Source organism: Pelagibius sp. (genome assembly GCF_028289705.1).
Taxonomy (GTDB): domain Bacteria; phylum Pseudomonadota; class Alphaproteobacteria; order Kiloniellales; family Kiloniellaceae; genus Pelagibius.
Map to the genome: position 1 here is coordinate 1 of NZ_JANQOI010000033.1, position 20,903 is coordinate 20,903.

At 66.3% G+C, this 20,903-nt stretch carries 18 protein-coding genes; 12 read left to right on the top strand and 6 right to left on the bottom strand.

Translation table 11 applies throughout. The features are described 5' to 3' along the window. On the bottom strand, positions 1-1,048 hold a 1,048-nt coding region (locus tag Q0996_RS04145), incomplete at its 3' end, for a tetratricopeptide repeat protein (RefSeq protein ID WP_299616302.1). 544 nt (positions 1,049-1,592) lie between these two features. On the opposite strand from Q0996_RS04145, the gene Q0996_RS04150 reads away from it, so the two are divergent. After that, the gene (locus tag Q0996_RS04150) at positions 1,593-2,018 is read left to right on the top strand and encodes a hypothetical protein (protein ID WP_299616304.1); all 426 of its coding nucleotides are present in this window, start codon (positions 1,593-1,595) and stop codon (positions 2,016-2,018) included. A gap of 184 nt (positions 2,019-2,202) precedes the next feature. Next, entirely contained in the window at positions 2,203-2,793 is a 591-nt protein-coding gene (locus Q0996_RS04155) for a hypothetical protein (RefSeq protein WP_299616306.1), read from the top strand. Here Q0996_RS04155 and Q0996_RS04160 read toward each other — a convergent pair. Beyond that, positions 2,757-3,716, bottom strand: coding sequence for a LysR family transcriptional regulator (locus Q0996_RS04160; RefSeq protein WP_299616308.1), 960 nt, complete (start codon positions 3,714-3,716; stop codon positions 2,757-2,759). The two genes, Q0996_RS04155 and Q0996_RS04160, sit on opposite strands and share 37 nt — an antisense overlap. 147 nt (positions 3,717-3,863) lie before the next feature. On the opposite strand from Q0996_RS04160, the gene Q0996_RS04165 reads away from it, so the two are divergent. The 4 genes from Q0996_RS04165 (at position 3,864) to Q0996_RS04180 (ending at position 10,434) form a co-directional block, all read left to right on the top strand. After that, the gene (locus Q0996_RS04165; protein WP_299616311.1) at positions 3,864-7,469 is read left to right on the top strand and encodes an ABC transporter ATP-binding protein; all 3,606 of its coding nucleotides are present in this window, start codon (positions 3,864-3,866) and stop codon (positions 7,467-7,469) included. Positions 7,470-7,760: 291 nt separating this feature from the next. Continuing rightward, the gene (locus Q0996_RS04170) at positions 7,761-8,531 is read left to right on the top strand and encodes an isocitrate lyase/phosphoenolpyruvate mutase family protein (RefSeq protein ID WP_299616314.1); all 771 of its coding nucleotides are present in this window, start codon (positions 7,761-7,763) and stop codon (positions 8,529-8,531) included. Between the two features lie 242 nt (positions 8,532-8,773). Next, positions 8,774-9,037 (top strand): cupin domain-containing protein, encoded by a 264-nt coding sequence (locus Q0996_RS04175; protein WP_299616317.1) that lies wholly within the window; start codon positions 8,774-8,776, stop codon positions 9,035-9,037. Positions 9,038-9,318: 281 nt separating this feature from the next. Continuing rightward, a complete protein-coding gene (locus tag Q0996_RS04180; RefSeq protein ID WP_299616319.1) occupies positions 9,319-10,434 on the top strand; it encodes a hypothetical protein in 1,116 nt (371 codons plus the stop codon). Positions 10,435-10,741: 307 nt separating this feature from the next. On the opposite strand, the gene Q0996_RS04185 is transcribed toward Q0996_RS04180, so the two are convergent. Together Q0996_RS04185 and Q0996_RS04190 are read right to left on the bottom strand one after the other, a co-directional pair. Then, positions 10,742-11,602: a branched-chain amino acid aminotransferase gene (locus Q0996_RS04185; protein WP_299616321.1), complete on the bottom strand. Its 861-nt coding sequence runs from the start codon at positions 11,600-11,602 to the stop codon at positions 10,742-10,744. A 335-nt stretch (positions 11,603-11,937) separates the two neighbouring features. Further along, complete coding sequence (locus tag Q0996_RS04190) at positions 11,938-12,480, bottom strand: S24 family peptidase (protein WP_299616322.1); 543 nt, start codon at positions 12,478-12,480, stop codon at positions 11,938-11,940. A 322-nt stretch (positions 12,481-12,802) separates the two neighbouring features. Here Q0996_RS04190 and Q0996_RS04195 point away from each other — a divergent pair, with 322 nt between their 5' ends. Both Q0996_RS04195 and Q0996_RS04200 read left to right on the top strand, forming a co-directional pair. Further along, a complete protein-coding gene (locus tag Q0996_RS04195; RefSeq protein WP_322096636.1) occupies positions 12,803-13,153 on the top strand; it encodes a DUF952 domain-containing protein in 351 nt (116 codons plus the stop codon). A gap of 15 nt (positions 13,154-13,168) precedes the next feature. Continuing rightward, on the top strand, positions 13,169-14,242 hold the full coding sequence (locus Q0996_RS04200; protein ID WP_299616326.1) for a quinone-dependent dihydroorotate dehydrogenase: 1,074 nt from the start codon (positions 13,169-13,171) through the stop codon (positions 14,240-14,242). A 41-nt stretch (positions 14,243-14,283) separates the two neighbouring features. Here the strand turns inward: Q0996_RS04200 and arsC are convergent, their stop codons facing one another. Then, a complete protein-coding gene (gene arsC, locus Q0996_RS04205; RefSeq protein WP_299616328.1) occupies positions 14,284-14,631 on the bottom strand; it encodes an arsenate reductase (glutaredoxin) in 348 nt (115 codons plus the stop codon). Between the two features lie 203 nt (positions 14,632-14,834). Here arsC and Q0996_RS04210 point away from each other — a divergent pair, with 203 nt between their 5' ends. Continuing rightward, on the top strand, positions 14,835-16,172 hold the full coding sequence (locus Q0996_RS04210) for an EAL domain-containing protein (RefSeq protein ID WP_299616331.1): 1,338 nt from the start codon (positions 14,835-14,837) through the stop codon (positions 16,170-16,172). A 37-nt stretch (positions 16,173-16,209) separates the two neighbouring features. Here Q0996_RS04210 and Q0996_RS04215 read toward each other — a convergent pair whose 3' ends face one another. Further along, positions 16,210-16,977 (bottom strand): DUF2927 domain-containing protein, encoded by a 768-nt coding sequence (locus Q0996_RS04215; RefSeq protein ID WP_299616333.1) that lies wholly within the window; start codon positions 16,975-16,977, stop codon positions 16,210-16,212. Between the two features lie 215 nt (positions 16,978-17,192). Here Q0996_RS04215 and Q0996_RS04220 point away from each other — a divergent pair, with 215 nt between their 5' ends. The 3 genes from Q0996_RS04220 (at position 17,193) to Q0996_RS04230 (ending at position 20,570) form a co-directional block, all read left to right on the top strand. Beyond that, a complete protein-coding gene (locus Q0996_RS04220) occupies positions 17,193-18,068 on the top strand; it encodes a TIGR01459 family HAD-type hydrolase (protein ID WP_299616336.1) in 876 nt (291 codons plus the stop codon). A 45-nt stretch (positions 18,069-18,113) separates the two neighbouring features. Next, complete coding sequence (locus Q0996_RS04225) at positions 18,114-19,913, top strand: adenylate/guanylate cyclase domain-containing protein (protein WP_299616339.1); 1,800 nt, start codon at positions 18,114-18,116, stop codon at positions 19,911-19,913. Between the two features lie 69 nt (positions 19,914-19,982). Continuing rightward, the gene (locus tag Q0996_RS04230) at positions 19,983-20,570 is read left to right on the top strand and encodes a histidine phosphatase family protein (RefSeq protein ID WP_299616342.1); all 588 of its coding nucleotides are present in this window, start codon (positions 19,983-19,985) and stop codon (positions 20,568-20,570) included. The last annotated feature ends 333 nt before the right edge of the window (positions 20,571-20,903 follow it).

Below are 20,903 nucleotides of genomic sequence, written 5' to 3' on the forward strand. Positions count from 1 at the left end.
CGATGGCCTTGTCGTAGTCGGCGACGGCCTTCTCGAACTGCTCCAAGTCGTAATGGGCATTTCCCCGATTGTTGTAGGCGGCGACATACTTGGGATCGATCTCGATGGCCTTGTCGTAGTCGGCGATGGCCTTCTCGAACTCCTCCAAGTCACCATAGGCAATTCCACGATTGTAATAGGCGGTGGCATACTTGGGATCGAGCTCGATGGCCTTGTCGTAGTCGGCGATGGCCTTCTCGAACTCCTCCAAGTTGTGATATGCATTTCCCCGATTGTTGTAGGCGGCGGCATACTTGGGATCGTGCTCGATGGCTTCGGTGTAAAGGGCTATCTTATGACTCGGGTCGGGCTCTTTGTATGCTTGATCGAACTTTTCCCGCGCCTGTAGACGAACGTCGAGGGCTTCCACGTTCTTTTCGAGACTTTCTACTTTCGCGACTTCTTTCTCTATTCCCGGGATTCGGTCACCAATTTTCTTCAGCTGCTCTAACTGGCTGGAGGCGAGGTCGAACTCCTTGGTTAGTGCATTAGCGCGCTCTGCCGTACTCTCTGCTCTTTCAACTGCGTCTTGGACTGCAAGCTCCATTTTCGCTCGCTGTTCCTGTGCTTGAGCTTCGAGTTCTTCGATCTTCGCACTGAATTGCCCGGCCTTGTCCGTTACCTGCAAATCGATTGCTTCCGCTTTCTCTACCGCCGAGTTAAATTTGCTTTCCGCTTCCGAGCGAAGTCTCTCAAGCTCCGCCATTGAGCCCCAACCGATATAGCCAATGAAGCCGGCGAACACCGCCAGAGGAATGCCTGCAACGGTGACGAGCCTTGTCAACCATCTCCAAACACGGTCAGTAACCTGTTCGGTGGCTTTAGCCTCGACGACTTCACGGGTCGTCAAACCCAGCAATTTTGCGTCGATTGCCCGGCCTATCTCCCCTGAGAGAGAGTCACGAATGAACGCTTGAATGTCGACGGTGCCTTCGGTCAGAGAGGCACCACACTTGCCACAATAGTCGTTTTCTTCTGGATTCGAGTATTGGCATTTAGGGCAGTCCATGATGACCTCCCTACCGATTCGCAGTCGGCTCAGTACCCTGATGAGCGTATCACTTTGTCGCGTCTTTGGTGATCAAGCTGCGGCAGTACTTTATCAATTGGTCAGTGCGCAGATATCCTTCCTTTGCGATCACTCTCCGCAATGTTGATCGCCCAACCTAGGCGGCACTACCAAATATTTATCGAAACGAGTGATCACGACAATGCATGTTCATCGACTGGTGCAGTATCTTGACCATGAGTGTATGCTTAAATGAGGGAGAATTGAAACTCCGGAACGCTTCAATACCACTCCTTCGTTGTCCTCGGCTGGTTCTATGAGGCGATGGTTTCAGGGTGCGGAGTGCCACCGCGTTGGCTCCCGTGCGGCGAATGCGTGGATGCTCGGGACAACCCCGAGCATGACGAGCGTGCTTTCGTTGTTGTGTAAGTGCTTCGCTGGTCTTCAGGCTGACGACTTGACTGGAGACCGACGGGCGCTGAGATAAGGTGGCGAAGGCGCACCTTGCGGCGTAGCTGCCGCATTTGAATAGAGGAGGTTCGTGGTGAGCGAGGCTTGGGACTATCAGATCCGGATAACCCTCGAAGACACCTGTGCCGCCGTGGCGCGGCGCGATCCAGACGATCCGGCGCTGGCGCCGCTGGCCGCGGTCCTGCGCAAGCACGATGCGCAACTCAAGTGCCAGTTCGATGCCTTTGCCGGCTACGTGGCCGAGGCCGAGGCTGAGGGGACGGAGCGCTATCCGCTCTATGCCTGGACCAAGGCGACCATCGAGAACCCGGCCAAGGAGGCCAGATACGTCAAGTCCTTCACGCTCTACGTCGGCGGGGCGGAGGTCTACGCCCGCGACCTGGCCGAGGCCCTGGAAGCCGACCTGCGCCCGCTCGTCGGCGGCGCCATCGTCACGGACCTCTCCAAACACGATACCAACCCCGCCAACAACCCCCAGCCGCCCAAGCGCTATCGGTAATAGGCGGAAGGCCTCCGGCGAACCTCCCGGTTCGACCCTGAACGGAAAGACCAGGGCCAAGAGCCGCCCGGCCATTTGAGGCCTTGCAGAGAACGGTGGAGCGGTCTCCGGCGTAGCGCTATGGTTGATGGCGCATGCCCAGGCGTCCTGCCCGCCCTGCCGGCCTATCGAGGAGGACCGTTCGATGTTTCAGAAGGATCGGTTTATCGAGGATTGCAAGGCGGCCGTCGGCGAGGGGCAGAAGGCAGTCCGCGAACTCATGCTGGAAGCGGTGGCCGATCCCTCGGGCATCGTCGCCGAGCTGGGGGAGCCGACGAAGGCCGGTGTCTATCCGTTGCATCAGGCCGCCGACCTGACGGTGATCAACTTCGTCTGGGCACCCTGCATGACCCTGTTTCCCCACAATCACAATATGTGCGCCGTGATCGGCATATATGCGGGCCGTGAGGACAATCTCTTTTGGCGCCGCATCAAGGACGGCAGCGATGGGGGAACGGGCCCCGGCATCGAAGCCGCCGGTGCCGAGTCGATGGGCCCCGGAGAGGTCGCGACCCTGGGCCGCGACATCATTCACTCGGTTTCGAACCCGATCACCAAGCTGACCAGCGCGCTTCACGTCTATGGCGGCGATTTCTTCGATCCGCCGGAACCGCGCAGTCAATGGGACCATGAGGCCCTGGTCGAGCAACCCTGGGATATGGACAAAACACGCGCCGTGTTCCGTCAAGCCGAGATCCGCTACAACGCCGGTCTCTCGGCGGGGCTGAACGCATAGGACGCAGCGGGGCGCGCAGTCTCTTCGCTCTCACCGACCTCCCCCTCGATCTCTCGGCGGTGGCTGGCGTAGAGGCGGGCGAGGGCGTCCATGACGATGCGGATGCGCGGCACGTTGCGCAGGTCGGCGTGGACCAGCAGCCAGTGGTCGACCCGCGCCTCCTCCAGGATCGGGGTGAGCCGCGTCAGTTCCGGATCGGCATCGCCCAGGAAGCAGGGCAGGATGCCGATGCCGTTGCCGTCGCGGATCGCGTTGGCCAGGAAGATGCCGTTGTTGGTGCGCACCGCCGGCCGCCGCTCGCCCAGGAACTCGGCCTGCCAGGCCTGGCCCGGCATGTAGATGTGCTCGCTGTCGAAGCCGACCCAGGGCAGCGCGCGCAGGGCTTCGTCGCTGCCGTCCAACTGCCGGGCGAAGGCGGGCGTGCCGTAGACCGCATGGGCGAAGGTGGCGAGCTTGCGGCCGACGATGCTGGACAGATCGGGCACGCGGAAGCGGATCAGGAGATCGGCCTCGCGCTTGGAGAGGTTCGCCGAGGTGTGGGCGACCGCGACCTCGAACTCGATGCATTGATGGTTTTCGCGCAGGCTCTGCAGATGGCGGGCGAGGAAATCCGCCATGGTCTCGTCGACCGAAATCCGCACGGTCCCGAGATGGGACCCCGAGAGCCCGGCGGTGCGGCGGGCGAAGGACTGGGAGGCGCGCTCCATCTCCTGGGCGTCGTGCAGCAGTTCCAGGGCGGTTTCGGTGGGCTGGAAGCGGTCCGGCAGGCGGTCGAACAGCTTGGCGCCGACCGAGTCCTCCAGCGCCTTGATGCGCCGGGCGACGGTGGGGTGGCTGACCCCCAGGCGTTTGGCCGCCGCCGTCAGGCTGCCTTCCTCGGCCAGCGCCAGAAAGACGCGGAGATTGTCCCAATCGTCGATCATGCCGTGAGTATCCCGGAGCCTTGATATGAGTTCATTGTACAACTTTCTACAGCGATTCTTCGAAATCGTCTAGAGACGAACGATAATGTTCGGGGATAGAGTGCCGGTCAGCAAGGGACTCCCGGGTGTTTCATAGGATTTGACGGCATGCATTTCGAACCGCGTCTTTGGGCCTTCACCAAGGGGGTGCGCGGCCGCATCGCCTACGCGGTCGCCATCGGCCTGGTGGCGGTGGCGCTGGGGGTGGCGCGTCTGGCCCTGCTCGGCTGGCTGATCGCCCAGGTCTTCGCCGGGGCGGGCGCCAGCGACCTGGTTCTGCCAGTTGCCATCGTGGCGGCGGTGATGGTCCTGCGCGGCTGGTTCGAGCAGTGGCGCGCCATGGTCGCCCACGAGACGGCCGCCATGGTGCAGAAGCGCCTGCGCCGGGCGCTGTTCGAAAAGCTCTGCGCGCTGGGGCCCGCCTATGCCGGAGTGCAGCGCTCCGGCGACGTGACCCTCACCCTGGTCGACGGGGTCGAACAGCTCGAGACCTATTTCGGCCAGTACCTGCCGCAGCTCCTGGTCTCGTTGCTGACACCGGTCCTCATCTTCGCCTTCGTCGCCTTTCTCGACCTGCCGGTGGCCGCCGTCCTGCTGACCTTCGCGCTGATCGCCCTCTTCGCCCCGGCGGCCTGGCAGAAGCGCGACTGGCGTAACGCCAAGGACCGCCAGGGCGCCTATGGCGACTTTGCCGCCGAGCTGCTGGACTCGATCCAGGGGCTGGCGACCCTGAAGGCCTTCGGCCGCTCGCGCGAGCGCGCCGCGGTGCTGGCGGAGAAGGCCGAACACCTCTTCCGCACCACCATGTGGGTGCTCGGCACCAACACCGCCTCGCGCGGCATCACCGACATGGCCATCGCGGTCGGCGCGGCCGCGGCGCTGGCGCTCGGTGCCTACCGCGTCGAGGCCGGCCAGATGGAGCTCGCGGCCCTGTTGATGGTCCTGATGATGGGGGTGGAGATCTTCCGGCCCATGCGCGACCTGCGCAGCGTGCTCCATCAGGGCATGGTCGGGCTCTCGGCGGCCCAGGGCCTCTACCGGCTGTTCGATGCCCGTCCGCCGGTGGCCGACGCGCCGACGCGGGCGGTCGAGAGCCTCGCCCCCGGTCTATCGTTCGAAGACGTCTCCTTCGCCTATCCGGGCTCCAGGCGGACGGTCCACCGCGGCCTGAATTTCGAGGTGAAGCCGGGCGAGCGGGTCGGCGTGGTCGGCCCCTCGGGCGTCGGCAAGTCCTCCCTCGTGCGCCTGCTGCTGCGCTTCTACGACCCTGACGCAGGGACCGTGCGGATCGGCGGCGAGGATCTCCGCGGCCTGCCCTTCGACGCCATTCGCTCGCGCATCGCCGTGGTGCATCAGGACGCTTTCCTGTTTCACGGCAGTATCGGCGAGAACATCCGCCTGGGCCGGCCCGAGGCCGACCAGGAGGAGGTCGAGGCCGCGGCCCGGGCGGCCAACATCCACGACTTCATCGCGGCCCTGCCGCAGGGTTACGACACCCCCATCGGCGAGAAGGGCATCAAGCTTTCCGGCGGCCAGCGCCAGCGGGTGGCCATCGCCCGCGCCGTGCTGCGCGACGCGCCGATCCTGATCCTCGACGAGGCGCTCTCGGCGGTGGATTCGGAAAACGAGGCGGCCATTCAGAGCGCCCTGGACCGGCTGATGCGCGAGCGTACCACACTGGTCCTGGCCCACCGCCTGTCCAGCGTCATCGACTGCGAGCGCATCCTGGTGATCGACGAGGGCCGGGTGGTGGAGGAAGGCAACCACGCCGCGCTGATGGCCCGGGGCGGGGTCTACGCGGCGCTGATGGCCGAGCAGGTGCACGACGCCGGCGCCGCCGCCGATGACGACGCGCTCGACGAAACCCCGGCGCGGCGCCCGGCCGAAACGGCGTCAGGCGCCCAGCAGGCGCTGACCGCCCCGACCGAGGGCATCGTCGCCGCCGAAGGGCTCGGCTGGGGCCGTCTGGTGGCAATCCTCTTCGCCATGATCGCGCCCTGGAAGGGCAAGATGACGCTCACCTTCGTCCTCGGGGTTCTGCGCGTCCTCGCCTTCATCGGCGTCGGGGTGATCAGCGCGCTCATCGTGCTGGCGCTGAAGGAAGGCCGCGACTTCACGCCGCTGCTGCCCTGGCTCCTGATCACCGCGCCGCTGGCGGGGCTGCTCCACTGGGCCGAATCCTGGCTGGCCCACGACGTCGCCTTCCGTCTGCTGGCGCAGATGCGCATGGCGCTGTTCGACAAGCTCGACAGGCTGGCGCCGGCCTATCTGGTGCGCCGGCGCACCGGCGACCTCATGGGCATCGCCACCCAGGACGTGGAGCTGGTGGAGTACTTCTTCGCCCACACCGTGGCGCCGGCTTTCGTGGCGGTGCTGGTCCCGGCCCTGGTTCTGGGGACCCTGGCCTGGGCCGACCCCTGGCTGGCGGTGGCGCTGTTGCCCTTCCTGCTCGCGGTGGGGCTCAGCCCCTGGCTGATGCGCCGCCGGGTCGACCGCCTCGGCTCCCAGGCGCGGGAGGCGGCGGGCGAACTGGCCGCCCACGCCGTGGATTCCGTCCAGGGCCTGGGCGAGGTGGTGGCCAACCGGCAGGAACAGCCCCGCGCCGAAGCGCTCGACCGCCTGACCGAGCGGCATGTCCGCCTGCGCATGCCGTTTTTCCGCGAACTGACGGCGCAGAACTCCCTGCTGGAGGTGCTGACCGGCCTGGGCGGCCTCGCGGTCGTGACCGTGGGCGCGCTGCGGGCTTCGGCGGGTACCCTCGACCCGGGCCTGCTGCCGCTGCTGACCCTGCTGGCCCTGGCGGCCTTCCTGCCGGTCTCGGAGATCGCCCAGGTCGGCCGGCAGCTTGCCGACACCCTGGGGGCGACGCGGCGCATCCACGCGGTGGAACGCGAACGGCCGGTGGTGGAGGACGGCCCGGGGGTGGCGGAGCCGGCGGCCCGCGCGGCCGGTGTCGCCCTGTCGCTGGAGCAGGTCGCCTTCCGCTATCCCGGCACCGAGAAGCCGGCCCTCGCCGACATCTCCTTCGAGGCCAGGCCCGGGGAGACCGTTGCCCTGGTCGGCCCCTCCGGCGCCGGCAAGACCACCACGGCGCAACTGCTGCTGCGCTTCTGGGACCCGGAGTCCGGCGCCATCCGGCTGGACGGCCAGGACCTCCGCGCCTATCGCCTCGACCAGTTGCGCGAGCGCGTCGCCCTGGTGGCCCAGGACACCTATCTCTTCAACGATACGCTGGAAGCCAACATCCGCGTCGCGCGGCCGGACGCCAGTGCCGAAGACCTGAAGGCGGCCATCGCCCATGCCGCCTTGGGCGATCTGGTCGAGTCCCTGCCCGAGGGCCTGGCGACCCCGGTGGGCGAGCGCGGGGCCAGCCTCTCCGGCGGCCAGCGTCAGCGCGTCGCCATCGCCCGCGCCTTCCTGAAGGACGCTCCCCTGCTGATCCTCGACGAGGCGACGTCTCATCTGGATGCCGTGAACGAAGAACTCGTGCGCGGCGCCCTCGACCGCCTGCAGCAGGGGCGCACGACGGTGGTCATCGCCCACCGCCTCTCCACCGTCCGCAAGGCCGACCGCATCGTCGCGCTGGACGAAGGGCGTGTGGTTGAGGCCGGCGCCCACGAGGCACTCATGGCCCGCGGCGGGCTCTACGCCCGTCTCGTCCGCCGCCAGCAGGAAACCGGCCGCCGTACCACAAGAGCGAGCGCCGCGAGCTGAAGGGCAACCGGGAAACAGCTTCCCCCTCACCCAGCTTCGGCTAGGCTCGATCTGCGATCTCACCAAGCCTGCGCAACCCTCTCCCGCGAGGGGAGAGGGAACCAAATCAGACCCTCTCCCCTCGCGGGAGAGGGAGGGGCCCGCGCGAGCGGGAGGGTGAGGGGGCATGCCTGGCTGTGTCCTTTCGAATCCGAATCGCCGTTTTCGGACGCGGCCATGCGTGATCGCTCGCGCTGGTGGACGCGAGGTGATAGCTCATGGGCATGATCGCTTTCGATGGAAGGAGTGACCATGAGCCAGGCCGAGAAGGCCCGCGCCTTCGCCACCCTGCACGTGCCGGGAACCCCCGTGCTGCTCTACAACATCTGGGACGCGGGCAGCGCCCAGGCTGTCGCCGAGGCCGGCGCCAAGGCCATCGCCACGGGCAGTTGGTCGGTGGCCGGCGCCCAGGGTTATGGGGACGGCCAGAAGATCCCGCTGGATCTGGTGCTGCGGGTTCTGGAAAGGATTGTTGCCAGCGTCGACCTGCCGGTGACCCTGGACTTCGAGGGCGCCTATGCCGAGGCACCGGACGAGGCGGCGGCGAACGTCGCGCAGGTGATCGCCGCCGGCGCCGTCGGCATCAACTTCGAGGATCAGGTCGTCGGCGGCAGCGGGCTGCACGCCACAGAGTTTCAGGCCAAGCGGATCGCGGCGATCCGCCAGGCGGCGGAGACGGCCGGGGTGCCTTTCTTCCTCAACGCGCGCACCGATCTCTTCCTCAAGGAAAAGGACGGCAGCAGGCACGGCGCCCTCATCGCGGAAGCCCGAGACCGCGCGGGGGCCTACGCCGAGGCCGGGGCCAGCGGCTTCTTCTTGCCGGGACTGAGCGACCCGGAGTTGATTGGCGGTCTCTGCGAGGCGGTGGCGCTGCCGGTCAACATCATGATGCGCAAGGGCGTGCCCCCGGCGGCGGAGCTGGCCTCCCTCGGCGTCGCGCGCATCAGCCACGGCCCCGGGCCCTACGTCGAAGCCATGGCCACCCTTGCCGAGCGCTTCAAGCAGGTGGCCGGCGGCGCTTAGGGCCGCCTGCCCGTTCATCTCGCAACGGTCACCCTCGGGCTCGTCCCGAGGGCCCATGGTGCCCTTGCACGGACCTTGAACAGGCGCTAGTGGGACACCGCTTGCCGTGGCGGCGGCGGTGGCCCCGCGTGGCCAGCCGTCCAACGATACCGAACCTTCTTCAGCGTATGGCAAGGAGTTGAGAGGCGGCAATTCGGCGGCGCTTTCGGCTTGAGGAACTTCGGAGCCAACCGACCCGGCTAATGGCCGGTGGCGAGTTCACCCTGCTATGTCGGCACAGCAAACAGGACGAGTTCATTTATGTTCTGGAAGGCACGGCAATTCTGGTGACGGAAAGCGAAGAGCTCTCGCGGTCACCGGGAATGTGCGCCGGCTCTCCAGCCAACGGGTTCGCCTTCCAGCTCGTGAACCGCACCGAGAGTGACGGGGCTATCCTGGGGGTCGCTGACCGGACCCTCGACGAAAAAGGTAGCTATCCCAACGACGACACCCAGGCCGTGCTCTGACTCGACGGCACATGGTCTTTCGCCCATAAGGACAGCCAGCGCTACTGACGCTGCGACAGAGTCCGCGGTGTTCAGCCGACATTTTCAGCAATCTTCCAAGCCCTCAGTGTGGCGTCATCGAGCCAAAGTTCCGACAATCCAGCCGTGTGTGAGCACCTTCACATTCCTGCGCCGAGAGTTACCCCACAATGAGCAAATCGCGGATCCGCGTGGCTTTCGCTTTGATCCCGCTCCGCGGCCGAACTTTCGAAACTAGGCCGATCAAAAGGGAAAGACTCATCATGGCAAAACAAGCAACCACACTGCGCCAACTCGCTCAGGTTCGTGCTGACAATCGCACGCTGTTGAATGCTATCGTTGGAAATCAGGGAACCGCGCTCGGGCGCAAGAACTTCACGCCTTCAGGTGAGCCAACGGGTGATCCCTGCATCATCGCCTACATGCCGCATAAGATCAGTCTTGACCTGATCGCAAACAAACAGCGGGTCCCTGAGATACTGACCTCCGCCGATGGAACTCTCGAAGCGCCAACGGATGTCGTGGTGACAACTGTTCCCGATGAGCCGAAAGAGGAGCCACCGCTCTCACCTGACAATCAGCAACTGGTAAGGACGCTCCAGTGGCTCGACGGACAGCTTGATCACCTGCCGCCGGGCGCACAGGTTGGCGGGGCTGAACTGACGGACGAGGGGCTGGGGTCTTACTTCGGGACCATAGGCTTCGCGGTTCGCTCCACTTTGCCCGAAACGAGCATCAGCGGCTTTCTCACCAATCAGCACGTTGGCGGGACGGCTAGTCGGTCGATGTACATCCCGGGTGCCCAGCAACAGGCGATTCGCGTCGGCGTGACGCGCTCAGTGCGCGAGCATTATCCGGATGAACGGTGGATTGAAGGCGTGAACGAGAAATTCGCTTATGTCCGCACGGACGCTGCGTTCGTCGCCGCCGAAAACCACATCGCACCACTCTTGAGAAACGACGTTCCACGTGTTGGCCAGGTCGCCGGCATTTACGAAGTAGACCTGGACACGATGGACGTGATCGGAACCCGAGTGAAGAAAGTGGGCCGGACCACCGGGCTTACACATGGGACTGTTGTCGCATTCGGATTTGGTATCCCAAACGCAAACGAAGCCATTGATCGGTTTCTCGGCTACGAGCCGGCCAACGTCTATACAGACTTTCTGATAGCGCCGCGGGAAGCAGGCCCGTTTAGCGCTCCTGGAGACTCAGGCTCCGGCATCCTTGTGGACGAAGCAGCGCATAACAATGAGGCGCTCGGCTTGCTCTGGGGTGGATGGCCCACGGACATCGGCCGTGCCACCGGTTTGGAAGATCTCACCTACGGGATCAACCTGAAGCGGGTGTTTCAGGAGATGAAGCTTGAGTTGTTGTAGCGGCTATCCCGTTGTGTATCGCTGCGAAAGCAGCACACTCGTGTTCGGTGTCGACACGTATAGAGCAAACTGAAGCTCGGTTGGAGCAAGCATGCGGTTGTTTCGGAGGTTTGCGACCGGACTCCGGCGACCAAGGCAGCGATGCCAACGACGGTATTCAGGCCATGTCCGGCGAAGGCGGCAGGAGGTCCTTCACCAACGGGTACTTGCTTGTGGTTGGGTTTTGGCTGGGCGGAGCGGCAGATCTGGACAATTGTGAAAAGTGGGAGCACGACGAACGTCTCCCGCCCACGCTACCGCTCGTGGTTCACCCCCCGTGGGCCCAGGTCCAGTAGGCTTCGCGGGCGGTGGTGCAGATGGGGCCGGGCTGCAGGGCGCGGTCCTCGACCTGGGTGATGGGGATCACCTTGCCGTAGTTGCCGGTGGAGAAGACCTCGTCGGCCTCCGTCACCTCCTGCCAGGTCACCTGCTTCTCGTGGACCGGGATCCCCCGCTGTTCCAGCAGCATCTGGACCCGCTGTTTGGTGATGCCGTTGAGGAAGGTGCCGTTGGGCACCGGGGTGATGGCGGCGCCGTCCTTGGCGATCCAGATGTTGGCGGTGGCCAGTTCGGCGACGTTGCCCAGGGCATCCAGAACCACCGCGTTTTCGAAGCCGCGTTTGGAGGCTTCCCGCAGGGCGCGGGCGGAGTTGGGGTAGAGGCAGGAGGCCTTGGCGTCGGTCGGCGCCATGGACTGCATCGGCCGGCGGAAGCTCGAGAGGCAGACCGAAAAGCCGTCGCCCGGCGGCAGCGGCGCCTCATAGATGGTAAAGCAGAAGCGCGTGCTCTCCGGGTCGCAGTCGACGAAACCGCGCTCGGCGAAGAGCATGGGTCTGAGGTAGAGCGCCGCGTCCTTGTCGAAGTGCTTGAGCCCGTCCTGGGCGAGTTCCAGCATCTCGCCGGCGGAGTGCACGACGCCCAGGCCGAAGGTCTCCGCCGAATGGACCAGGCGCTCGCAGTGCAGGTCGAGATCGGGGGTCACGCCTTCGAACGCACGCGCGCCGTCGAAGACCACCGAGGCCATCCAGGCGGCATGGGTCATCGGCCCCATGATCGGCGGATTGCCTTCGATCCATTCGCCATCCAGGAAATGCACGGCTCTCGGCATGTCCATCGCGGGCGTCGTCATGCGCTGCTCTTCCCTCTTGCTGTCCGCTCGCTCTACGTTTCGGGCCGGCCCCGAGAAGACGGACCTCTTTCGGTTACGTCCCGGCGCAGCCTATCGGCTCGCCAGGGCAAGGGAAAGCACGGCGCGCAGGCCGGCGTCTTGGCCGATCTTGCGCGGCCCGGAGAGAGGGCGTTCAGAAGCGATGGCGATGCGGACGCCCCGCTGCGGGGGGCTATAGAGTTTTCGACTTACGTCGAATCGGTTCCAGCCCACACCCCCGCCCGGCCACCCAGCGCCAGTATCCTATGGGTGGCCGGGCGGGGGTGCGGGCTGGTGCCGTCAATACATGCAACCCTCTAGTGGCCGGCCCAGGAAATGCGCGAGACCCATTGCACCTGATTGGCCGGCAGGTTGCGGGCCGCCTGTTCGCGGCCCAGCGATTTCACCCAGAGCTCCTGCGGGTTTATGGCCTGCAGTTCGGAGATCAGCATCTCGCCCTGCTGCGTGCGCACCAGAACCCGGTCGCCGGGCGTCACATCGACACTCGGGCAGACCACCACGACATCGCCGTGGCGGAATACCGGCTGCAAGCCCTCGCCGCTGATTTCCAGGGCAAAGGCATGGGGGTCGGAAACGTCGGGAAAGGGGGTTTCCTCCCAGTGCGCCCGCAACGGCCGGCCCTGGGAATCGAAGTAGCCGGGCTGAGCGGCCTGGGCCAGACGCAACTTCGGGAGCTGGCGTATGCCGACGGGGCTCTGCTGGTCTTCGACCAGGCTGACGAACTCGCCGAGGGAGGCGCCGGTGGCCGTGAGCACCTTCGCCAGAGACTCGGTGCTCGGCCAGCGCTGCTTGCCTTCCTTGGTGATGCGCTTGCTCTTGTTGAAGGTCGTCGGATCCAAACCTGCCTGCCGGGCGAGTCCCGAAGGGGAGAGCCCGTATCGCGCAGCAAGGCGGTCGATCGCCCGCCAAACACTTTGGTGTTCAAGCATGGGAACATTGTCTTATAAACGGAGAACTAATGCACCAAGAACATAGTCTCAAAGGTAGTCAATTCGAAAAGCCTTCGCCATTTTTGGCTGCAATCCTCCGCCCACGCTCGTGTATCTCCAGACACGAGTCGGGTTGGCCTGAAGAGTGTGGCCGGGACAATCGCTTGCCGGGCAATTCAGGGCGCCTTGCAGATGGTTTCAAAGCCACGGTGCATGCTCTAACGTGGCGCGAATGAATGCAGACATGATCTTTCATATCTGTCGCAAGGACGAATGGGAGTCGGCCCGCGCGAGCGGCCACTACGGCGGGTCCTCCCAGGACAGGGCGGACGGCTTCATCCACTTCTCCGATGCCCGGCAGGTGGCGGAGTCCGCGGCTCGGCACCGCGCCGGGCAGGACGGCCTGGTCCTGCTGACGGTGGACAGCGATGCGCTGGGGACGGCTTTGAAGTGGGAGCCTTCGCGCGGCGGCCAGTTGTTTCCGCACCTCTATGGGCCGCTGCCGGTCGCGGCGGTGCGCAGGGTGGACGACCTGCCGCTGGGCCCGGACGGACGCCATCGCTTTCCGTCCTTGGACGGGTGAAGCGGGAAAGACCCGATGGCTGCCGCCTTTGTCTTCGACCGCCTGATCGGCCCGGCGCTGAGACGGCTCGATCCGGAAACCGCCCACGGCCTGACCCTGCGGGCGCTGGGGGCCGGGCTCGCGCCGCGCCCGCGCGAGGGTGACGACCCGCTGCTCGCCCAGCGGCTTTGGGGCCGCGACTTCGCCAATCCCCTTGGCCTCTCCGCCGGCTTCGACAAGGACGCCGCGGTCATGGCGCCGATGCTGGGGCTCGGCTTCGGCTTCGTCGAGGTGGGCAGCATCACGCCCCGGCCGCAGCCGGGCAATCCCCGGCCGCGCATTTTCCGCCTGCCCGAAGACGGTGCGGTGATCAACCGCCTCGGCTTCAACAGCGGCGGCCTGGTCCAGGCCCGCGCGCGGCTTCAGGCCTTTCGCAACCGCCCGGGCGGCGGCCTCGTGGGGGTCAACCTCGGTAAGAACAAGGACAGCGCCAGCGCCGGCGCCGACTACGCGGAGGGCGCCGCCGCCCTCGCCCCCTTCGCCGACTATCTGGTGGTCAACGTCTCCTCGCCCAACACGCCGGGGCTGCGCGCGCTTCAGGGCCGTGGCGAGCTGGAGGACCTGCTGGGTCAGGTGACGTCGGCCCTGCCGTCACCGGCCCCGCCGCTGCTGCTGAAAATCGCGCCGGACCTGACCGACGCGGACAAGCGCGACATTGCCGAAGTCTGTCTGGCCCAGGGGGTCGCCGGCATCGTCGCCACCAACACCACGGTGCAAAGGCCGGATGGTCTGAGAGGAGACGCCCGCGGCGAGGCCGGCGGCCTCTCGGGGCAGCCGCTGTTCGGCCCCTCCACGGCGGTGCTGTCGGAACTCTACAGCCTGACCGAAGGCAGGCTGCCGTTGATCGGTGTCGGCGGGGTGGCCTCGGGGGGCGATGCCTACCGCAAGATCCGCGCCGGCGCCTCTCTGGTGCAGCTCTACACCGCCCTGATCTATCAGGGACCGAACCTGGTCGCCCGCATCAAGCGCGAGCTGGCACGGCTGCTGCGCGAGGACGGCTTCGAGAACATCACCGCTGCCATCGGCGCCGATCACCGCTACAGCGGATAGCGGGGGAGCGGCCTGGAACCGAGTTGTCGCGAAGCGACTTTCTAGAGAATCTCCAGCACCGCTTCCGGCGGGCGGCCGAGGGCGACCTTGGCGCCATTGGTGACGATGGGCCGCTCGATCAGGATGGGATGCTCGACCATGGCGGCGATCAGCGCCTCGCGGCTGAGCTCGCCGGACCCCAGATTGAGCTCCTTGTAGGGCGCTTCCTTGCGGCGCATCAGCTCGCGCGGTTCCATCTTCAGCTTGTTCAGCAGACGGTCGAGGGTCGCGGCATCCGGCGTGTCCTTCAGGTACTCGACGACCTTAGGGTCGTGGCCCTGTTTGCGCAGCAGCGACAGGGTCTGGCGCGATTTGCTGCAGCGCGGGTTGTGATAGATGGTGACGGCCATCGTCTGGGCTCTCCTTTTGGGGTGGGCCTGCAGTCTCTCCGATTCCCGAAGCCGTGGAAATGCTTCAACCGCGGGGTTAACGTTCCATTAACCATCTTTAACCGTCTTTCAAGACTGGCGGGGCAAAGTGAGGCCATGAATCGGGCCGATTCCCCAGTTTTGCGCGAGGCTTGGCCGGGCCTGACCGGCAAGCCTGCTTGAACATGCTTAAGCACCTCGCGATCTTCCTCTGTTATGGCGCGGCGGCGGCGGCGGTGTTGATCTACGCGCCGCAGTGGCACGCGATCATCGACCAGCGGACGGCCCTGGCCCTGGCGGTCGCGGTGCTGCTGGGGGGCGGCCTTCTGCACGAGATCTACGCCCGCCTGGGCCGCGAGACCTTTCTGGCCCGCAAGCTCCTGTCCCTGCGCATTGCGCAGGGTGAAGCCCTCGACGAGCTGAGCTGGACGCGGCGCGAACTGGCGTTGCTGCGCGAGGCCCTGGAATCGGCGGGCGGAGTGAGCAAGTCCGGCAAGTCGGTGGACGAGGTCATCGCCGAGGTGAAGGTGCTGCAATCGCTGATCACCCGGCTCGCCCGCTCCTCCAGGGCGCCCAAGGCTGGACTGGACGGGATGCCGGAAAGCGCAGCCGCAACGGCCCCCAGCGGTGCCAGGCCGGTCACCGCCGCGGCCGCGGCTGCGGCGGCCAAGCGCCACCCCCTGGGTCCGCTCCCCGCGGCGGCCGCCTCCGCCCCCGCGGGCGAGGCGAAGGCCGCACCGCCGGCCAACGCCAACCGGCAGCCGGGAGTCCTCCCGCCCGTCGCGCTCGGCCTGGACGATTCGGCGGGGCTGGAGGTGGCGCGCCAGGCGCTGCGCGACGACCGCATCGACCTGGTGCTGCAGCCCATCGTGCTGCTGCCGCAACGCAAGCGGCGCTACTACGAGTGCTTCTCGCGCCTGCGCACCAGCGACGGCTTCATGATCCTGCCGGAACAGTACATCAACCTCGCCGAACGCGAGGGGCTGGTGACCGCCATCGACAACATGCTGCTGATCCGCTGTATCCAGTTGATCCGCAAGATCCAGCGCCGCAACGAAGAGCTGGACTTCTTCTGCAACATTTCCAGCCACACTTTGGGCGACGACGTTTTCTTCGCCGACTTCGTCGACTTCCTCGACAGCAACCGCGAGCTGACCCAGAACCTGATCTTCGAGTTTCCGCAGAGCGACTACGAATCCTGGGACCGGGGGGCGGAGGTCTACCTGCGCCGGCTCTCCAGCCTCGGCTGCCGCTTCTCGCTGGACGGGGTGACCGACCTGCACATCGATGCCACCTCGCTCGCCCTGCGCGGCTTCCGCTTCGTCAAGGTGCGGGCCGAGGTGATGCTGGCGGACCCGGAGGCGGCCGAACGCCTGCTGGTCCGCCTGAACGAACAGGGCCTGCGCATGGTGGCCGAGAAGGTCGAAGACGAAGACGCGCTGATCGAGGTGCTGGACCTGGGGATCGACTGTGCCCAGGGCTACCTCTTCGGCGAACCCCGCCTCGCCCGTCCGGCGGCGTAAGGGTGCCCCTGGGAAAAAACCGCTGCTTCGGGCCTCCCTACTTCAACCGCTTGAGAACCTTGTTCATGACCCGGTCTTGGATGGGTTTCATCTCGTCTGCCGTCATGCCGGGTTTTGCGCGGCGGTCGTAGGTTGACTGGAGGAAGACCACTTCAAGAAAGTTGGTAAGTCCTCGGGCAATCTTCTTTTTCGTTGGGTCGGGTTCCGGATCGTCGGATTCGACAAGAGGCTGTCCCTTGGTGGCGCTCCAGGTCATGGAACTGACCAGCAGCCTGTGGATGCAAGCCATTGCTTCTTCCGCGGAGAGATCGGCGGGGACCAGACCCGCGGCATAGGCAAGCTCGAAGGGCTTTGCCTGACTGGTAGCCCGCTTGGCGACGCAGAGTTCGTCGCTGCCGTCGTCCCGGAGGTCCGCCTGCATGGCGCTGGTGTCGGAATAGAGCGGCATCAGGACGGCCGCGTGTTTTGAGAGCGCGGTTTCGGGTAGGTCCCTCTCGACGATGAGTACCACGTTGCCGCCGGCCCCATCATCGCGGCCGATGTTGTGACCGGTCATCGTCCTCAGCCATTGGACGCGGTTGTCGACAATGGCAGTGTGGAGGGGGCTGACCTCGCCGACCAAGGACACCCGAACCGGACGGACCCACTTCTTCAGTCCGTCGCCCGCATCCGCCTGCGCATCGATGGGGATCACCGCACCGCGATCGGTCGGCAGGCTGTGGTCCGATTCGGAATTGGTGACGCAGGCTGTCAGCGCGAGAAGGCTGAGGACGGCTGAGATCTTGGCAAGAGCGGTCGGCTTCATCGGATCTCCAATCGTCTTGATCGGTTGTCGCGCGGCCGTTTGTGCCGCCTCGGCGTCTCATAGCACGCTGCGCGCGAGAGTGGAACGAGGGTCCTGTCGATCACCCACTGCGGCAGGCGATCGCCCCTTTGCATCCCCGCACCCGCTGTGGCAGAAGAGCGCCGGTGCGCTTGCGCCCTTTCGGGCCGGTGCGCCTGCACCTTCTCGGAGTGTCCATGTCCAGCCCTGCTTTCCACCCAGGCCTTTCGGCCCTGGCAGACCGCTACGACGCCTTCATCGTCGACCTCTGGGGGGTGATGCATGACGGCATCGCCGCTTTCCCTGAGGCCGTCACGGCGCTGGAGGCGCTGAAGGCGGCGGGCAAGCGCTCGGTCATTCTCTCCAACGCGCCGCGCCGTGCCACGGTGGTCGCCGAACGCAACGCCGAACTGGGCATTCCCGTGGACCTGCCGGACCATACGCTGACCTCGGGGGAGGACACCTGGCAGCACCTGAACACGCGTCCCGATGCCTGGTACCGGGCCCTGGGCCGGCGCTGCTATCACCTGGGTCCGGACCGGGATCAGGGCATGCGCGAGGGGCTCGACTTCGACTTCGTCGAAAGCCTTGAGGACGCTGAGTTCATCCTCACCACTGGGAACCTGGACCGCCGCGATACCGTGGAGGTCTACCGGAACTTTCTCGGCGAAGCCCTGGCCCTCAAGCTGCCGATGATCTGCAGCAACCCGGATCTGGAGGTCATTCGCGGCGGCGTGCGGGAAATCTGTGGCGGCGCCATCGCCCTGGACTACGAACAAAGGGGCGGCGCGGTGCGCTGGCACGGCAAGCCCCATCCGGAGGTCTATCGCAGTTGCTTTGCGCTGCTCGATGGTGTCGAGCCGGCGCGCATCGCGGCCATCGGCGATTCCCTGCGCACCGACGTGGCCGGGGCCAAGGCGGCGGGGATCGATGCGATCTTCGTCGCCGGAGGCATCCACGGCGAGGAATTGGCCGTAGACAAGAACGGGGACATCGACCCGCAGCGCCTGTCGGACTTCTTTGCGGGCACCGCGGAGCAGCCGGACGCGGTGGTGCCCATCATGCGCTGGTAGGCGCGGGCGGGGCCGCCTCGCCGAAGGTCGAACAGGGGCCAGACCATGCCGCAGGCCGAGAGCCGCACCTTTCACTGGCAGTTCAACAATCCGCCGGCGGCGATCTGGCCCCTCCTCGCCGACACGGTCCGCTTCAACGAGGCCGCGGGCCTGCCCCGCTACGAGGTCACCGAGACCCTGCAGGCCGACGGCACGGTGCTCTACGAGGGCGCCATGAAGCAGGGCCCGATGACCATCGCCTGGCGGGAGATCCCGGTGAACTGGGTGGCGGGGCAGTGGTTCGAACACCGCCGGGAGTTTCGCAAGGGACCCTTGAAGAACCTGACGGCCCGCCTGGTCCTACACCCAGAGAACGGCGGTGAGGGCTGCAGCGCCGACTACACCCTGACCGCCACGCCCGCCAACCTGTTGGGCCGGGTGATCCTGAAGGCCGGCTTCTTCGAGTCGACGGCCAAGACCTTTTCCGGCCTGGCCGCCGATGCCGACCGCTATGCCAGCGGTCTCAGCGTCCAGCCCTTCAGCTTCAAGGCACCGGCGCCCGGACCGGCAGTGGCGGAGCGGGTCGGCGAACTGGTAGCCCGCATCGAGGCCGGGCCTCACGGACATGGCCTGGCTGAGCGCCTCGCCGATCATCTGCTGAGCGCCCAGGAGTCGGACCTGGTTCACCTCCGCCCCCTGGCCCTGGCGCGGACCTGGCAGGAGGACGAACAGGCGGTGATCGAGCTTTGCCTCGAGGCTGCGCGCGCCGGGTTGCTCACCATGCGCTGGGACCTGCTCTGTCCGCGCTGCCGCATTCCCAAGGCCGCTGTGGAGGCCCTCGACGGCCTGCCCCAGGGTGCGCACTGCGACACCTGCAACATCGACTACGGCCGCGATTTCTCGCGCAACGTGGAACTGAGCTTCGCCCCGGCACCGGCGGTCCGCGAACTGGGCTCGGGCGAGCACTGCCTCTTCGGCCCGATGTCGACGCCCCACATCTGGGTGCAGCGCAGCCTCGGCCCCGGGGAGCAGGTGACCGAGGCCTGCGATCTGCCGCCGGGCCGCTATGCCCTGCGCACGCTGGAGGCCGGGCCGGAGTGCGAGGTCGAGCTGGCCGAGGGCGCGGCCTTGCCGGCGATGGAGGTGCACGCCGACAGCGTGCAACCGGGCGTGGTTGGCACACCGGGGACGGTCGTTCTGCGCAACGCCGCGCCACAGCCCCGCACCCTCATCGTCGAGGAGCGGCGCTGGCTCCGCGATGCCCTGACCGCCGACCGGGTGACCGCCATGCAGGCCTTCCGCGATCTCTTCTCCGACCAGGTGCTGCGGCCCGGCGACGAGGTGGCGGTCGCGCGCATCGCCCTGCTGTTCACCGACCTGCGCCGCTCCACCGACCTCTACGGGCGCATCGGCGATGCCGCCGCCTATCACCTGGTGCGCGACCACTTCGCCTTTCTCGGCGCCATCGTGCGCCGCCACAGGGGCGCGGTGGTGAAGACCATCGGCGATGCGGTGATGGCGGCCTTTGCCGCGCCGGCCGATGCCGTGGCTGCGGCCCTGGCGATCCAGGACGAGGTGGCCGGCTTCAACGTGGGGGAGCAGGTGCCGGTCGCCATCAAGCTGGGCGTTCACGAAGGCCCCTGCATCGCCGTCACCCTGAACGGCCGCCTCGACTACTTCGGCACCACGGTGAACATGGCCGCGCGCCTGCAGGGCAAGAGCGAGGGCGGCGACCTGGTGATCTCCGAGGCCGTGGCCGAGGACCCGCTGGTCACGCCTTTGCTCGACAGGCTCGACAGCCAGTCCGAAACGACAGCGCTCAAGGGCTTCGAGGGCCCCGTCGCCTTCCGCCGCATCCGCTTCTAGATTCTCGTTGCGCCAGGGATTAGAACGGCGGTTGCGGGTGGACGACCTGCCGACATAAGGGGGGCAAAGATGCGAGCGGGTTTCAGCAGATGGGTCCTGGCCCTCCTGGGTCTGGTGCTTTTGGTGGCGGGCGGCAGCCTTCCGGCGCATGCCGCCGATTTCGATCTGACACGGCTGAAGGAGGGCGGCTACGTCGTCCTGCTGCGCCACGTGAAGGCCGGCGGCAGCGACGCCGACGACTTCGACCTCAGGAATTGCAAGACCCAGCGCCAGGTGGGCGCACCGGGCCGCAAGCAGGCGGCCGAGCTGGCGGCCCGCTTCAGGGCGGCCGGTATCGCCAAGGCCCGGGTGGTCAGCAGCCAGTTCTGCCGCGCGCTGCAGACCGCCGAGCTGCTGGGTTTGGGGCCGGTCACCGAGGAGCCCGGGCTGAACTACTTCCACTGGCGGATCGGTGACGAAGCGGCGATGACAGAGGGTCTGAAGGCCTATCTTGCCGGCCTCGAGGCGGGCCCGCCCGAGGCGCCGTTGATCCTGGTCACCCACAGCCATGCCTTCAAGGCGATCGGAGCGCCGGGCGTGAAATCCGGCGGCGGCGTGATCCTGATGCCCAACGGCACCGACAAGCCCGAGGTGGCGGGCGAAATCACCCCACCCTGATCCCGCCGGCAAGGCAGCGCCAGCCTGCCCCAGCATGAAGGGCTGTCCCTCAAAAGCTTCCCGCCCGACATCCACCCGGCTCCGGCCAGGCTGGATCGGCGATCTCTCCAAGCCTGCGCAGAAGCCCAGAGACAGCTCTTTGCGTCACCCTCGGGCTTGTCCCGAGGGCCCATCGTGCCGTGCGCTGGAGCCTCTGTGGGAGAGGTTTGGATCTGAGGCAGCCATGGACCCTCGGGACAAGCCCGAGGGTGACGACCTGAATAGGGGTTTCGTCGTCAATGAATTGAAGTCAAAAAGATGCCGTTCGTGTCAGACGCTCAAGCCCCAGCCGGG

Excerpts from the sequence above, each read along its gene's own strand:
- Q0996_RS04155 (WP_299616306.1), top strand. The coding sequence starts at position 2,203 with ATGTTTCAGAAGGATCGGTTTATCGAGGATTGCAAGGCGGCCGTCGGC.
- Q0996_RS04160 (WP_299616308.1), bottom strand. The coding sequence starts at position 3,716 with ATGATCGACGATTGGGACAATCTCCGCGTCTTTCTGGCGCTGGCCGAG.
- Q0996_RS04165 (WP_299616311.1), top strand. The coding sequence starts at position 3,864 with ATGCATTTCGAACCGCGTCTTTGGGCCTTCACCAAGGGGGTGCGCGGC.
- Q0996_RS04170 (WP_299616314.1), top strand. The coding sequence starts at position 7,761 with ATGAGCCAGGCCGAGAAGGCCCGCGCCTTCGCCACCCTGCACGTGCCG.
- Q0996_RS04175 (WP_299616317.1), top strand. The coding sequence starts at position 8,774 with ATGGCCGGTGGCGAGTTCACCCTGCTATGTCGGCACAGCAAACAGGAC.
- Q0996_RS04180 (WP_299616319.1), top strand. The coding sequence starts at position 9,319 with ATGGCAAAACAAGCAACCACACTGCGCCAACTCGCTCAGGTTCGTGCT.
- Q0996_RS04185 (WP_299616321.1), bottom strand. The coding sequence starts at position 11,602 with ATGACGACGCCCGCGATGGACATGCCGAGAGCCGTGCATTTCCTGGAT.
- Q0996_RS04195 (WP_322096636.1), top strand. The coding sequence starts at position 12,803 with ATGAATGCAGACATGATCTTTCATATCTGTCGCAAGGACGAATGGGAG.
- Q0996_RS04200 (WP_299616326.1), top strand. The coding sequence starts at position 13,169 with ATGGCTGCCGCCTTTGTCTTCGACCGCCTGATCGGCCCGGCGCTGAGA.
- arsC (WP_299616328.1), bottom strand. The coding sequence starts at position 14,631 with ATGGCCGTCACCATCTATCACAACCCGCGCTGCAGCAAATCGCGCCAG.
- Q0996_RS04210 (WP_299616331.1), top strand. The coding sequence starts at position 14,835 with ATGCTTAAGCACCTCGCGATCTTCCTCTGTTATGGCGCGGCGGCGGCG.
- Q0996_RS04215 (WP_299616333.1), bottom strand. The coding sequence starts at position 16,977 with ATGAAGCCGACCGCTCTTGCCAAGATCTCAGCCGTCCTCAGCCTTCTC.
- Q0996_RS04220 (WP_299616336.1), top strand. The coding sequence starts at position 17,193 with ATGTCCAGCCCTGCTTTCCACCCAGGCCTTTCGGCCCTGGCAGACCGC.
- Q0996_RS04225 (WP_299616339.1), top strand. The coding sequence starts at position 18,114 with ATGCCGCAGGCCGAGAGCCGCACCTTTCACTGGCAGTTCAACAATCCG.
- Q0996_RS04230 (WP_299616342.1), top strand. The coding sequence starts at position 19,983 with ATGCGAGCGGGTTTCAGCAGATGGGTCCTGGCCCTCCTGGGTCTGGTG.